This is a genomic window from Rhodococcus sp. MSC1_016 (assembly GCF_023667485.2).
In the GTDB taxonomy this organism is placed as follows: domain Bacteria; phylum Actinomycetota; class Actinomycetes; order Mycobacteriales; family Mycobacteriaceae; genus Rhodococcus_F; species Rhodococcus_F oxybenzonivorans.
On sequence record NZ_JAMOZI020000002.1, the window covers coordinates 16,343 to 29,823 of the forward strand.

A 13,481-nucleotide genomic window follows, 5' to 3' on the forward strand; every position below is an offset into this window, starting at 1 on the left:
TACGCCCACCGAGCCGCATTCTCGAACATCGGGCAAACGAGAAGGTCTTCGTCTACACCCCGCCCGTCAACTTCTGCACCCAACGATCCACAGCCTCGCCCAACGCATCCGTGTCCACGAACCACCCACGATCCCCGAGCTGGTCGTCGGCGAACGAAAGTCCCACCCGCATCGTCACCTCGAACCCCTCCGCCGGCAAGGCCCGGCTCCTCCTCACCGGGGACGGGAGTCCGTGCTTCGCAGTGAATGTCCGACGGCTCCCCACGCTGTACACGCCCGGACCGTATCAACCACACAGAACGACAGGGACAGCACCGCCGGCGCTTCATCGGCCCCGTTCCGAGGGTTCACCGAGTCCGATGGGGCCTTGCCATAATTCAAGGATGTCAGCGGGTTGATGTCCCCGTTGCCACCGCCACGACGTGGGTCTCAGCCGCGGGCCATAGCGTCCTCGTCGCCGAAAACCCTTCCCCACTTCGTGGTTCCGGTCAACTCGGCGGCCGCCGCGCGGTAGCGCTGCCGAAGCCCCGGGAACTCGTGGTCGAGTCGACGATGCAGAGCCAGGCAGTCACACAACAATGAGCGGGCGGTCGCGCTGGCGGTAAACAACGCCGCGGCCGTCTGCAGTGGTCACGGTGACACGATCGACACGACCAAGACGGAACCAGCACGCCTCGGTCGGTGCATAGTTCGCCTGCGGTACCTCATGGTGCCGGATCTTGGCTGGGCGGAGGTTGTTCGCCGCCGCGGCGGCCAGGGCGGCGATCTTCCCGAGCCTTGTCGGGGCCCGGTCTCCCGACCGGAGGTTGTCGCCGCTGGCACGGGGCAGTGCGGTCGCCGACTCGAGCACCGCCGCATCCGGATAGCCCTCCCACAGCGCGGCGACCTTCGGCAACGCCGACGGCAGCAGGGCGAACAGCTGCTCGGGCCCGGCCAGGAATCCCGAATCGCCTCGCACTGAGTCGCCATCGTGGAGCACTCCAGGCACAGCAGGTGTTTGACCACCGCCTTCAGACTCGACCGGATCATCGCCCGGTGCCCGTCCTTCTGGTGCAGGGCCGCAACGACCAGGCGATTGCGGAGATGAAAGTACGCCTGCCAATCGATCGCGTCGTCCTTATCGCTCCAGGCCATATGCCATACCGCCACCCCGGGCATGCTGACGGACGGGAAGCCGGCGGCTCGGGCATGGAGCCCGTATTCCACGTCGTCCCACTGGCACCAGCGATGACCCAACCGCAACTGGTCGACGGTCTCGACCGGGTCAGCCGCCAGCTCGGCGGTGTGACGAGGGCGTGGCGGTTCGATCGGATGGCCACCGTCTGCCACCCCGAGTCGGGCCGGGTGACCGCGAGCTTCGCCGGCAGCGCCGGGAACGCGTGAGTGTCGCGTTCAGTTACCGCGATGCAGACACTGCCGGTGAACCGGCCGCGGTAGACGATCCCGTCGAGATCGTCATGGGCTCGGTGAATGGTGCGGCCCCAGGCTGGGTTCGGCCGTGCGTCGTGGAGTCGAGGGCATGGTTGCCGCCCACCCGGGTCGCCCACGCCCCTCGCCGATGCCAGACACATCGAGCAGTTTCACCGGACGAGTAGATCGCAGGCCGGTCAGATACAGGTCGCCGCGGTGGCGGTCGATAGCATCCGTAGCGTCGCGCATCGGCGCGTCATGGATCACACGATTGCCGGGAACCTAGTTCCCAGGGCGGACCCTGGGAAGAGTCACGACTCCTCCCGAGCGTTGTGCAATGTGAACCAGCGGCGAAGGAAGGGTGGAGGCATGATGTAGTGCGACGCACAGGGGCGGCACGATGAGGCAACCCGGGCAGAAGAGATGCGACGGACGTGGTTGTTCCACCATCGTCATCGAGAATCTGCGCTGCGTCATTGCCGGCGGGGGGTTGTCGAATCGGCACGGCCGACGACGTCACAGAATGAGCGACACAGCTATACCGCCGTACAGGCGAAACTGAAATACCGTCGACGCTGCGGTGAACGGAAGTAGATTTTTGCACACTCAGAGGAGGATTGGGTGCAGGTATCGGATAGGGTAGGTGTCACCTCAGGTCGCGCGCTTGCGCTTCTCGTCACGGCAGCAGTGGCCCTGAGCGTCGGGTTTGTCGTTGCGCCGGCAGCATTGGCGGGAGGCGGGTACGGCACCTTCTACGACAACCGCCCCCTGGTGGACTCCCTCAAGGTGAACTTCGCCGAGTACTGGAGAGCAGGCACGGGCAATCAATCCCCAGGCTTGCAGGACATCGTCGACTACTGGGCGCGCTATCACGTCGCCAAAGCCCTACTAGCGGCCCTACTGCTGGGGGTCCTCATCGCACTGGGAATTCAACTGTGGCGAGGCTTCCTCAAAGCCCGCAATCCGACTCCGTTCGCCGCGGGCGGAGGCCTCGTCGCTGCGCTCTCGGCCTTCGCACTGATGCTGGTGATCGCGAACATTCAGGGTGCGCTTGCGCCTTTGTCATCGTTATTGCCGTTGTTGCCCACCGTCGAGTTCGAGCGGGTCGGACGCGCCCTCGCGAATCTGAATACGAGCAACCAGAACCTCGCCCTGGCAGCGATCGAAACAGAGTTCGTCCGCTACCACGCGATCCTGGCGGTGACCGCCACCCTCGTCGCGGTCTTGCTATCGACGGCAAGTGTGTTGTCCTGGCGGTCGTTTGCGAAAACTACCGACAGCCGAGTCAGGCGATCCGCAGCAGCAATCGGTATTTTCCTTACGGTTCTGGTCCTGGGTCTGCTCGTCGTAATTGCGGCGAACGTGAGCACAGCCGTGGCTCCAACGGAACCGCTACGAAACTTCTTCGGCGCCGGCTAGCAACCTAGCCGTCTGCTTCCTGGTCGGCGTCGAGGACCTGATGTCGGGTGGTGCGGGACCAGGTGTAGGCGCCGCGGTCACAGCCGACCAACGTTCCCGACAGGTTCAGCGATCGCAGATCACCGTCGAGCAGGGAGGCGACGGTGATGTCCCGGTTCAGGATCATCCGGGTGTGGGTTTTGCCGGCGAGCCGGCGAGCCGCCGTGCGGCGCACCATCCCCGACCATGGGATGGGAATGTTGCGGAGGATGCCTTCTGCTATCGCACCGACGAGGGACAACGCCACATACAGGTAGCCACCGCGAGAAGCGTCGATCGGCTCGAACCGGCGGCCCTGCAGTGGGTCACCGAGTACACGCATACCGCTGCTGTTGAATGAGCTCGGTGGATACGGGGATCCGGCACCCGCGATCCGCTGCGGCACCGATAGCGGACTTACCCGCAAAGAGTCGCCCAAAAACGATGTGGTCGCATCGATTCGACTTTTGGGCGGCAGTCGAGGGCAGCGAAACGCGGTGGCCGCCCCGGCTTGCCGATGACCGATACTGAACCCATGGTTTCGGCTCTCCTCACCGCTACAGCAGTACTCGCACTTCTCACCTTGGTCCCCGGGCCTGACATGGCCGTGGTGACTCAGGCCACCGTCTCCGGAACCCGCACCGCCGGCCTGAAAGTTGCGGTCGGCGTCGGTGCTGGACTCCTGGTATGGGGAGCGTTGACCGTTGCCGGGCTGTCCGCATTGCTCGCCGCATCAGCCGAGGCGTACACCGCCGTCAAACTCCTCGGCGCGGCATACCTGCTCTACCTGGGGCTCAGCGCGTTGCGGCGGAGCCGGAACCTCGTTCACTACGCCGCGGACGTGTCCACCGCCGCACACCGCGTACCGACCATGCGAACGGGAATAACCACCAACCTGCTCAACCCTAAGATCGCCGTCTTCTACACCGGCGTCCTCACACAACTCGTCCCTGCAGGCTGGCCTGTAGGCCCGGCGCTGGCGCTGCTCGTCGGCATCCACGCGGCCCTGACGATGGCGTGGCTGTCCACCTACGTCGCCCTCCTGGCCCGCCTGCGCACAACCTTCACTCGGCCCCGGGTACGGCGCGCACTGGACCGCGTCACCGGCACCGTACTCGTCGGTTTCGGCACCACCATCGCACTGCAGACCCGTCCCTAAACACTTCTAGGCCGATTACCGGCCGAGTCCGGCACACCGACGTTAGACAAGTTGGTTTCGTCGCTAGTCGAGTAATCCGAGAACCTCTGCCGAACCCTCCGGATCGACCGGCGGGCATCGCCCTGCATCGCGGCCACACACGCCGCCGCGGCTGCGTCGATGCGGTCGTTCTTGCGTCGGCCGCCGCGGGAGAGTTCCCACACCCGGGCGGTGGCGGTGGTCCGACGTCGAGGACGACCTCCCCGAGTGCCAGAAACCACTGCACGAGGCGATGTCCGAGACCGTAGGCGTTCTCGACCGCCAAGGTGCGCTGCGGCCAGGTCTTGGCCCAGGCGATCAGCGTCTTGTAGCCGGTGAGGATGGAATCGATGCGGATCGTGCCGAGATCAGTGTTGGTGGCCGGATCGACCGCGGGTGGCGGTGTGGGTGGACTTGTGCGGATCGATGACGATGACGATCGTGGAAGACGGTCCCCTTCCCTGCTCGGATTGGGTGGGAATCCGAGCAGGACAATCCGACTTCAAGTACCACTCACAGCAGATTGGGTTCACGACTCCTTTCAGTCACTCCGCGAACGCAGACCGGAGGGGTGGACACAGCCCACCAAGGTCAACCCAACGGGCGGAACAGGAATTGCGAGAGTCAGCCCTTCCGGCCTGCTACGGGATGTTACGGGCAGCTGACCCGATCAGAACCGCTGACACTCATACAAGGCGGAATCACGTCACCGTCGACAGCCGGTGCCCGGGAGATGCCAGAGCAGCCACAAGTCCTGGGTACAGACAGGTGGCTCCCCACTCCAACATTTCGAGATCCGTCGTCTCGACTGCCGCCCGCCTGAACAGGCGTCAATATTATCGGTGTGTGAGAAACGACCTCCGGCGCGCGCTGATTCTGATGGCTGAACACGACCAACAGGTCTTGACCGAACTGACCGCCGCCGGCGAACTCCCCTCACCCGACTACCACCCTCGGATGCGCTCGGTTCACGAAGCAAACGCTGCCGCACTCCGACAGATTATCGACGGCCACTGTTGGCGAGGAGAACACCTCGTCGGCGCACAGGCAGCCGAAGCCGCATGGTTGATAGCGCAACACACCGTTTCGGACTTGGCCTTCATGTCGTCGTGCGCGAAGAGACTCACAATCGCGGTGAACGCCGGGGATGCCCCCGGCTGGCAACTCGCCTTCCTCGAGGACCGAGTCCGGAGCTTCACCGGACTTAAGCAGCTCTACGGCACACAATTCGACGTCGGAGAAGACGGCACAGTAACCCCACTGCCGATCGAAAACCCAGACACTGTCGACGATCGGCGAGCCCAACTCGGCCTCAACACCGTGGCCGAACGAGCAGCAGAAATCCGCTCACGTCATTCCTGACTGGCCCCAGCCCTCCAAGACGTCAGAACACGCAACAGCCCCACGCTACAAGACAGCAGATTCCAGTTGTCATTCGTCGCCGAAACTGTGGCTATGCGGCATCAACCGAGGATGCTGCAGTTGATCCCAACCCATCCAGATCTGCAACGTTCCCGTTCGACCCACAATTGCTTCTCGCATAGAGATCCCAGGACGTGACACCATCGCGTGAATCATGAAGTGCTGTAGCTCCCCCGCTCGGGAGGCGGTTCCTTGGCTGTCCTCATTTCCGGCCTGTCGCCGGATGCGGTCACCCCTCACGGAGAGGTCTGAAGGTCGACGATCAGAGCGATCCTGCTACAGCACGTTGCGTCCCTCTGACGTGACACTCATGTTCAAGCGGGTTCAGCCACCCCGTTCCCGTCCGCCACGACAATGTCTCGAAGGTGCTGTTCCTCTCCCCTGCCGATGATGATGCTACCTAGATCGGTGCTGGCATCGATGACGATCACTCCACTGGTCGAGGCTGAGACCGCCGCGGCCATGCGGCCCACGTCGGCTCCGCAGGCGGTCAGCGCGGTGATGGCGCCGACGGCAAGAGCGGCAGCGGCAGCTGTCCGGCGGGGCAACCTGTAAGCCAGGGTCATCGGTTTTGTGGTTCCTTTCGGTCGACGGTTGCCATGCCGCCCGGTGGTCGAGTTACTTGAAGCGTCGACGAACCAGCGGCCGTCGATCCTCCGGGTGGTCACGATCTGAGTGCCGCGGTCCACCGGCTGTCCGGGCCTCATCAGGGAGAGGTCGACCAGGTAAACCTTTCGGACAGCTTGATCACTTTTCAGGGCGGACTTCACGCTGGATACACGATGGCCATGCCGCGACTCGCAGACAATTACCTGTTCAGGGGCCGCAAAGTACAGTTCTAGTACATGTCGAGTACGTATGTGCTACAGTTGAGGGGCGAAATACCTCGCAGACAGTAGAGGAGACATGGTTGCGGGGGTTGGCACCCTCGCCGTGACCGAAGGGTCCGCGGAACGCTTCCGAATCATTCCCGAAGGGGAAGTGCAACACATGACAAAGACACTGAAAGGTACGCAGTCCACCCATACGAGAACAGAAAGGATGAAGGCACGAAACCGCAGGCCGATGGGCCTTCGGACCCCGACCACAGCATCGGCGAAGGTCGATGTCCCAGTCGGCTCGGACATAACGGTGACTGTCACCGTCCGTGGTCCTGACTACAGGGCCGTCACCGAAGCAGTGAAGGAAACGGTCAAGTCTCTCGCGAGCCTGCGGACTCCTAAGGAGGGAGTGCACGAGTCGAGCGAACGCATTGACCGTAGGCCGAAGGCAAGCGACAAGGAGGTGGAATTTCGCAAGAAGATGATCAAGCGACTCGAGTGCCTCAAGTCGTCCGACGTGGGAAGAATCCTCTACCCCACGTCCAAAGAGGCGCGCAGCTCGGTCGCAAAGCGTAGGGAGAGCGGCGAGCTCATCGGACTGAAGACTAGCAGGGACTACAACTACCCGAAGTTTCAGTTCGATACGAGCATGAATCGGATCCACGATGTCGTGGCTTACGCCAACTCTGTGATGGGTGCCGATACGGACCCCTGGGGCGTAGCTGACTGGTGGGGAACTCCCAGTGCGGTTCTCGGAGAACAAACGCCACTCGAAGCGTTCGGCGCGGGTGCTCTGGACCGGGATGCCGTCGACAGGATTTGGAAGTACGAAATGGAGTGATTAGTGGAAGCATTTGCAAGCTACAACGGGGCCATCGCCCAGACCCAGCGCCTACAAGCCGGCGTCATCCTGTATCGGGTTGTCGATACGGAATCCCTCAACCACTGGCCGGCCCACTCGTTCAACAGCACGAACATCGCCGACCTCGAGGACACTCGGACGTTACCGCTGACTGGACCCGTGAAACCTGGTAGAGCACAAGGTCGTTTCGATCCGGTACACGACGAATGGATCTGCAAGAGCGGCTCGAGTCTAGGCGGGTACATCTACCTGGGCCTGACGCCAGGCGCCGCATTCGCCGAAGGAGTCTTCCGGAACAAGCGGATGCCCAAGAGCGGTCGCATCAGCAGGAACTGGCTTCGCGACAAGTCTGTCGCGAAGATCGAACTCAGGTCCGATACCGAGGTGATTCCTCTCGATGACACGGTCACATTACGCACACTGGGATTCGATTCCTCGTTCGTATCCGCTCCCTGGGAGCGGTACTACGAAACCCGGATCAGTGCTACGAACATGCTGGTAAAGAACGATTCAGCTTCCGGCGTCCGCTACCCCTGTCGACACGACGGCGATCACAAGGCGCTCATGCTGGTCGAGCGCGACATTCCGCCGATCCTGGAAACCCTCGATACGATTCCCCTCGACGAAGACGGATGGGGACTAGACCTGTTCGAACAGTATGTCTCCCGGTTCCCCTCCTGGTTCCTCGGACCCACATAGAATTGATTTGCTCGGATGCAACTCCGTCCGCGGTGCACGATGCTTCCAAATTTCTCGATATATAGAATCCCCAGGACTGAAGCGTCCTGGGGATTCTCTGCGTCAACGTCTCCTCGTAGGTGTCGTCACCTGGGTCCGCTCTGTCTCGTTGCGGGGGAAACCGGCGAAGCGGCTGCGAGGCTGGCGCGATCGCCGAACAGATCACCGGTGCTGTCGAGCTCCTCCGCGACCTAGCCGCAATCGACTCAAATCGACGCTGTGCCCAGGTCGCCGTGGACAAGGCACACGCTGATGCTGCCAGCAGGGTCGCGCAGCTTAGCGACCACTCGCGAAAGCGCTCGACGACCGCCGCACCAACGCCTACGCCCAGCACGCCGCCGAGGTCCTCGAGCGGTGGCGGCAACAGATGGAGACCGGCGACGCGGAACACCAGGATAAGGTGGCCGAACATCACCGAATCATCGAAGGGTTGCGCTACCGCGTCGCCGAACTCGGTTTCGGAAACAGCTCGGTTGGACGGGACGCCGAACGAGCAGGCGGCGCGGCCGTCGCGACGATCAGCCGACTCGAAGCAGCCGTGACCGATGCGCGAGCTGCGATCCAGGCCGAACGAACCCAGGCCGACAACTACCGGGACGAGTTTGCCAGCGCCCGAGCGGAACTCGCCGCCTCTCGAACTCAAACCGAAGCAGCCAGAGAACGCAGCGCCGAACTGCGTATCGACCTCGCCGCGACCCGGGAGAACGCCGCTAGAAAAACGAAATGTGGCACACAAGCCTGCGACCACGCTATCGGGGCAGAATCTAGCGAACGTCGCAACAGGCCTACACCGTCAGCAACAGGCGCAGCCAGCGCCGAATCGACGGTTCGGACGGCAGCAGAGACCACTTCCGGACCGATACCGTCCCCGTGCAGGACGCCGATACGGACGGGCGTGGCTTACCATGTGTGCCGCTTCCATCTCATGCTCGTGTGTTACGTACCAGCAGTCCGAGTTCGGCACTCGCGGTGCAGGCGCGAGATACGTCGACTACGCCGTCGCGGCGGAGCTTGGAGGTCATGCGCGTGAAGCGGCTGATCTCGGTCTCGGATCGTTCCTGCCACATGTGGACGGGATCGTCGTCCGGGCTGCAGTCCAGATCAAGGATGGCCCCGACGAGCGCGTGGTGCCGCGCGGAAAGGTCGTCACGTACCGTCACAGCAGCCATCGAGTCCCACCAGTTTGTCATCATGTGGTTCTCTAAATGCCCGCTCAACCACGTTATCCCCAGTATCGCATCTGTTCGCCGGTGGATCTCCGCGGCCATCTCTACCGGGCACCCACGGTTCTGCGCTGTTTCGATCAGTTCGAACGCCTCACCAAGGAAGCGCAAATGGTCAGCGGTGTCTGCGGACGTCGACGGTGTGGGGCGGCCGCGTAACAGAGCGTTGACACCGGGGCGGTAGCGGTCGATCTCGGCAAGAATGTTCACCGATGCCGGCCGCCGGCGCAGGATCCACGAAGCGGTGCGCTCGATGAAGTGCTGCACGGTGTGCAGCACTTCCCACCTTTCACTGATTCCCGCGTTGGCACGACGCCTGCCGTCATCCCATAGGTCATCGATGTTGAAAATGCCTCGTACGACTGCATACGCGGCTGCAACGGCCGGAGTCTTCACACCCAGCCGTTCTTCGAGCTGGTAAATCAATCCTGGACCGACGTGATTGATCAAGTCATCTGCAACCTTTGTGGCGATGATTTCACGTCTGAGGTAGTGCTCGGTGGTTTCTGCCGGAAGTTGATCACGGATCGGCTGGGGGAAGTATGCCGACAGCACGCCCGCGAAGGCGGCGTCTTCAGGAATTCGCGAGTCGAGGAGCTCATCTCTGACGATGTTCTTCGACTGTGCAAGGAGGACCGCGATCTCCGGACGGGTGAGCCCAAGACCTGCCCGAGTCCTGGTGACGAGTTCCTTTTCTGTCGGCAGGAACTCGGTTGCGCGCTTGATTCCACTGTGTTGTTCGAGATTGTCGATGAGCCGCTCATGCCGGTTCAACAGCAAGGGCGCCTGTGATGCGGCCAAGCTGATGGCCAGGACCTGACTTTCGCTGTTCCGAAGAACCGCATTTGCGACGTCGGCAGTCGCCTCGGCGAGCATCCTGTTGCGCCGCTGCTGATCGATGCTTCCGCGCTGTTCCGCCACGTCGAGTGCGATCTTGAGGTTGACCTCCAAGTCCGAGGTGGCCACCCCGGCGGCGTTGTCGATGAAATCCGCGTTGATACGGCCTCCGGCAGTCGCGTACTCGATTCGAGCACGCTGGGTCAGCCCCAAATTGCCGCCCTCTCCGACAACGGAGCACCGCAGTCGGTTTGCATCAACCCGAACCGAATCATTGACCGGATCAGCCGCATCCGCGTGGCTTTCCCCACTTGCCTTGACGTATGTGCCGATTCCGCCATTCCACATCAGATCCACACGCGCGGTGAGGATCGCTTTGATCAGGTCGTCGGGCGAGATCAGGCTGCGATCGATCCCCAGAGCGGACTGAGCTTGGGAAGACAGTGAGATCTTCTTAGCCGACCGCGCCCAAATTCCCGCGCCGTCGGACAGGATGTCCCGGTCGTAATCGTCCCAGCTCGATCCGGCCCGCTCGAACAGGCGTTTACGTTCAGCGTATGACCTCTCCGGGCAGGGATCCGGATCGATGAAGATGTGCCGGTGGTCAAAGGCGGCGACGATCTTGATCGAACGGGACAGCAACATTCCGTTCCCGAACACGTCACCGGACATATCGCCGATCCCCACCCCGGTGAATGTGTCGGTGTCGACATTGAGGCCGAGTTCGTCGAAATGTCGGCGCACCGATATCCACGCACCACGAGCGGTAATGCCCATCGCCTTGTGGTCGTACCCGCGCGAGCCGCCTGATGCGAACGCATCCCCGAGCCAATAGCCCACCTCTACGGCGATCGAGTTGGCGAGATCCGAGAAGGAGGCGGTGCCCTTGTCTGCGGCAACCACCAGATATGTGTCCGGACCGTCGTAGGTGAGGGTTCTGGCGGGGGGGACGGCTGCTCCAGCCACCAGATTGTCGGTCACATCGAGCAATCCCCTAATGAAGATCGCGTATGCCTCTGCCACAGTAATATCCGCGCTTTTACGCACGAACGCACCTTTCGCGCCGACCGGCACGATCGGCGAGTTCTTCACGGTCTGGGTCTTCATGAGACTGAGCACTTCGGTGCGGTAATCCTCGGGGCGGTCGGAGAACCTCAGCCCGCCCCGAGCAACCGCGCCGCTGCGGGCATGGATTCCCTCTATCGCGTTGGCATAGACGTAGATCTCGCGGTAGGGAACGACGGGCCCCGTCTGAACTAGTTTGCTCGAATCGAGCTTGAACGCGGCGTAGGGCTTCGTTTTACCGTGGTCGTCGAGTTGGTACCAGTTCGTTCGGATGCATGCAGTGACGAATGCTTCCAGCGATCGTAGGATCCGGTCCTCGTCCAAGGTTGAAGCGGCATCGAGGCGTTCTTTGACTGCCAGGAAGGCGCCGTCCACGTCGCGTCCCGGTAGATCTGGATCGAAGCGGCTCACGAAGTAGCGCACCAGAGCATCCGCGAATGCGGTATGGCGCAGCAGTGTATTGATGATGTAGCTCTCCGAGAGTCCCAGGCCCGCTTGTCGCACGAAGCGGCATACCGCGCGCACCAGGACTACCTCACGCCAGGACAATCCCGCCGCGACGATCAGCTTCGCGTAGTCGTCGATCTCGAATCCGTGCAGAGCGTGCGCTTCGAACCCCTCCGACACGAGCCCTAACGATTCGCTTTGCCAGACCCGTGGTGTTTGGAACGTGAACTTGTGGAGCGCGGCGCTGTCCGGAATATGCATCGGCAACGGCAGGTCTTCGCGATCGGCAACCCGCAATCCGAAATGTTCGAAAATGTTGGACACGTCCGCAAGGAGTGGCCGGCCTGACGGCCACAGCATGACGGCCTCCACCAGCTCGGGGGATCCATCACAGAGAAAGATCATTCGGGGGATCAGATCGCCCACGCGATCGGTGAGGAGCAGATGCGCGATAGCTTCGTCGGTATCCGCGGCCAACGGCGTGACCATATGGTCCAGTGGTGCCACCCGGGTGCTCATCCCTAGTCCTTCCAACAATTCGATGCCGTAAGTGTGCGCGATCACAGCATTGAATTGACCCATCCAGGACGGCGATGAGAAGGGGTTGGAATATACAACTGGGCGATATGGATTCGGTGATTGCCCTCATACAGTCTCGGTGAACCCGACTGGAGGACAGGACATGACTGCTGTGCACACACGCGTCGGCGGACCGCAGCTGGAGCAGGTTCGCCGCATCGTCACCGAGATACCCGGACCCCGATCCCAGGAACTCGCTGCCCGTCGATCCTCGGCTCTGCCAGCCGGGTTGACCAGCGGTGCGGACATCTACACCGCGGCCGCCGGCGGCGGAGTCCTCGTCGACGTCGACGGTAACTCGTTCATCGACTTCGGCAGTGGCATCGCCGTGACCACCGTCGGCAACGCCGCACCGCGGGTGGTCGAGCGCGCAACTCGGCAGCTGGCGAAGTACACGCACACCTGTTTCCTCGCCACCCCGTACGAGCCGTACATCGCGGTTGCCGAGGCGCTCAACCGGCTCACCCCCGGCGAGCACGAGAAGCGGACGGCGCTGTTCAACACCGGTAGCGAGGCAGTGGAGAACGCCGTCAAGTACGCGCGAGCGGCCACCGGCCGGCCCGCGGTAGTCACGTTCGATCACGCGTTCCACGGGCGCACCCTGATGACGATGACCATGACTGCGAAGAACCAGCCGTACAAGAGCACGTTCGGCCCGTTCGCCCCCGAGGTGTACCGCGCACCGATGGCCTACCCCTACCGGTGGCCGAGCGGCGCCGAGAACGCGGCCGACGAGGCGTTCACCCAGTTCGAGATGCTCGTCGATTCCCAGATCGGCGCCGACACCGTGGCCTGCGTCGTGGTCGAACCGATCCAGGGCGAGGGCGGATTCATCGTCCCCGCCGAGGGATTCCTGCGGCGGATCGCGGACTTCTGCCGGGACCGCGGGATCCTGTTCGTCGCGGACGAGGTGCAGGCCGGCATCGCCCGCACCGGGACGTGGTTCGCCTCCGAGCACGAGGGCATCGTGCCCGACCTGATCGTGACCGCGAAGGGCCTGGCCGGCGGAATGCCCCTTGCCGCGGTCACCGGTCGCGCCGACATCATGGACACCGCACACGCCGGCGGGATCGGCGGCACCTACAGCGGCAACCCCGCCGCCTGCGAAGCCGCCCTCGGCGTCTTCGAGACCATCGAGGAAGACCACCTGCTCGAACGGGCGCAGACCGTCGGCGACCTCATGTTCCGCGAACTGCGCGACATCGCCGCCACCACCGACATCATCGGAGACATCCGCGGCCGCGGCGGGATGGTGGCGATCGAACTGGTCCAGCCCGGCACCAAGACCCCCAATCGCGAGGCCGTCGCCGAGATCAACCGCTACTGCCTCGCCCACGGCCTGCTCACCCTGACCGCAGGCACCTTCGGCAATGTCCTGCGTTTCCTTCCCCCGCTGTCGATTTCGGACGAACTCCTCCTCGAAGGCTTTTCGGTTCTCCGCGATGCGTTCGCCGCTCTGTAGT

General features: G+C 62.9%; 10 protein-coding genes and 3 pseudogenes. 7 read left to right on the top strand and 6 right to left on the bottom strand.

Annotated elements, in window-relative coordinates; genetic code table 11:
• Window positions 1–52: 52 nt before the first annotated feature.
• Both L1080_RS32495 and L1080_RS32500 read right to left on the bottom strand, forming a co-directional pair.
• A complete protein-coding gene (locus tag L1080_RS32495) occupies window positions 53–199 on the bottom strand; it encodes a hypothetical protein (protein WP_250776449.1) in 147 nt (48 codons plus the stop codon).
• A 230-nt stretch (window positions 200–429) separates the two neighbouring features.
• Window positions 430–1,158 (bottom strand): annotated as a pseudogene (locus L1080_RS32500) (hypothetical protein).
• Window positions 1,159–1,215: 57 nt separating this feature from the next.
• On the opposite strand from L1080_RS32500, the pseudogene L1080_RS32505 reads away from it, so the two are divergent.
• Window positions 1,216–1,371 (top strand): annotated as a pseudogene (locus L1080_RS32505) (IS21 family transposase); the annotation flags it as partial.
• Between the two features lie 660 nt (window positions 1,372–2,031).
• Window positions 2,032–2,829, top strand: a complete 798-nt coding sequence (locus L1080_RS32510; protein ID WP_250776450.1) for a hypothetical protein — start codon at window positions 2,032–2,034, stop codon at window positions 2,827–2,829.
• Between the two features lie 4 nt (window positions 2,830–2,833).
• Here L1080_RS32510 and L1080_RS32515 read toward each other — a convergent pair whose 3' ends face one another.
• Window positions 2,834–3,190, bottom strand: coding sequence for a hypothetical protein (locus L1080_RS32515; protein WP_250776451.1), 357 nt, complete (start codon window positions 3,188–3,190; stop codon window positions 2,834–2,836).
• 192 nt (window positions 3,191–3,382) lie between these two features.
• Here L1080_RS32515 and L1080_RS32520 point away from each other — a divergent pair, with 192 nt between their 5' ends.
• On the top strand, window positions 3,383–4,006 hold the full coding sequence (locus L1080_RS32520; protein ID WP_250776452.1) for a LysE family translocator: 624 nt from the start codon (window positions 3,383–3,385) through the stop codon (window positions 4,004–4,006).
• Between the two features lie 66 nt (window positions 4,007–4,072).
• Here L1080_RS32520 and L1080_RS32525 read toward each other — a convergent pair.
• Window positions 4,073–4,464, bottom strand: a pseudogene (locus tag L1080_RS32525) (IS110 family transposase); the annotation flags it as partial.
• Between the two features lie 406 nt (window positions 4,465–4,870).
• Between L1080_RS32525 and L1080_RS32530 the strand changes: the two are divergent.
• Complete coding sequence (locus L1080_RS32530) at window positions 4,871–5,386, top strand: DUF6624 domain-containing protein (protein ID WP_250776453.1); 516 nt, start codon at window positions 4,871–4,873, stop codon at window positions 5,384–5,386.
• A gap of 374 nt (window positions 5,387–5,760) precedes the next feature.
• On the opposite strand, the gene L1080_RS32535 is transcribed toward L1080_RS32530, so the two are convergent.
• Window positions 5,761–6,012 carry a hypothetical protein gene (locus tag L1080_RS32535; RefSeq protein ID WP_250776535.1) on the bottom strand — a complete coding sequence of 84 codons (252 nt, stop codon included), beginning with the start codon at window positions 6,010–6,012 and terminating at the stop codon, window positions 5,761–5,763.
• A gap of 424 nt (window positions 6,013–6,436) precedes the next feature.
• Here L1080_RS32535 and L1080_RS32540 point away from each other — a divergent pair, with 424 nt between their 5' ends.
• Together L1080_RS32540 and L1080_RS32545 are read left to right on the top strand one after the other, a co-directional pair.
• On the top strand, window positions 6,437–7,108 hold the full coding sequence (locus L1080_RS32540; RefSeq protein WP_250776454.1) for a hypothetical protein: 672 nt from the start codon (window positions 6,437–6,439) through the stop codon (window positions 7,106–7,108).
• 3 nt (window positions 7,109–7,111) lie between these two features.
• On the top strand, window positions 7,112–7,828 hold the full coding sequence (locus tag L1080_RS32545; RefSeq protein ID WP_250776455.1) for an RES domain-containing protein: 717 nt from the start codon (window positions 7,112–7,114) through the stop codon (window positions 7,826–7,828).
• A 962-nt stretch (window positions 7,829–8,790) separates the two neighbouring features.
• Here the strand turns inward: L1080_RS32545 and L1080_RS32550 are convergent.
• The gene (locus L1080_RS32550) at window positions 8,791–11,958 is read right to left on the bottom strand and encodes an NAD-glutamate dehydrogenase domain-containing protein (RefSeq protein WP_250776456.1); all 3,168 of its coding nucleotides are present in this window, start codon (window positions 11,956–11,958) and stop codon (window positions 8,791–8,793) included.
• A 163-nt stretch (window positions 11,959–12,121) separates the two neighbouring features.
• On the opposite strand from L1080_RS32550, the gene gabT reads away from it, so the two are divergent.
• Entirely contained in the window at window positions 12,122–13,480 is a 1,359-nt protein-coding gene (gene gabT, locus L1080_RS32555) for a 4-aminobutyrate--2-oxoglutarate transaminase (protein ID WP_250776457.1), read from the top strand.
• Window position 13,481 lies beyond the last annotated feature (1 nt).

Coding starts and splice junctions, on each gene's coding strand:
- L1080_RS32515 (WP_250776451.1), bottom strand. CDS start 3,190: ATGCGTGTACTCGGTGACCCACTGCAGGGCCGCCGGTTCGAGCCGATC.
- L1080_RS32520 (WP_250776452.1), top strand. CDS start 3,383: ATGGTTTCGGCTCTCCTCACCGCTACAGCAGTACTCGCACTTCTCACC.
- L1080_RS32535 (WP_250776535.1), bottom strand. CDS start 6,012: ATGACCCTGGCTTACAGGTTGCCCCGCCGGACAGCTGCCGCTGCCGCT.
- L1080_RS32540 (WP_250776454.1), top strand. CDS start 6,437: ATGACAAAGACACTGAAAGGTACGCAGTCCACCCATACGAGAACAGAA.
- L1080_RS32550 (WP_250776456.1), bottom strand. CDS start 11,958: ATGAGCACCCGGGTGGCACCACTGGACCATATGGTCACGCCGTTGGCC.
- gabT (WP_250776457.1), top strand. CDS start 12,122: ATGACTGCTGTGCACACACGCGTCGGCGGACCGCAGCTGGAGCAGGTT.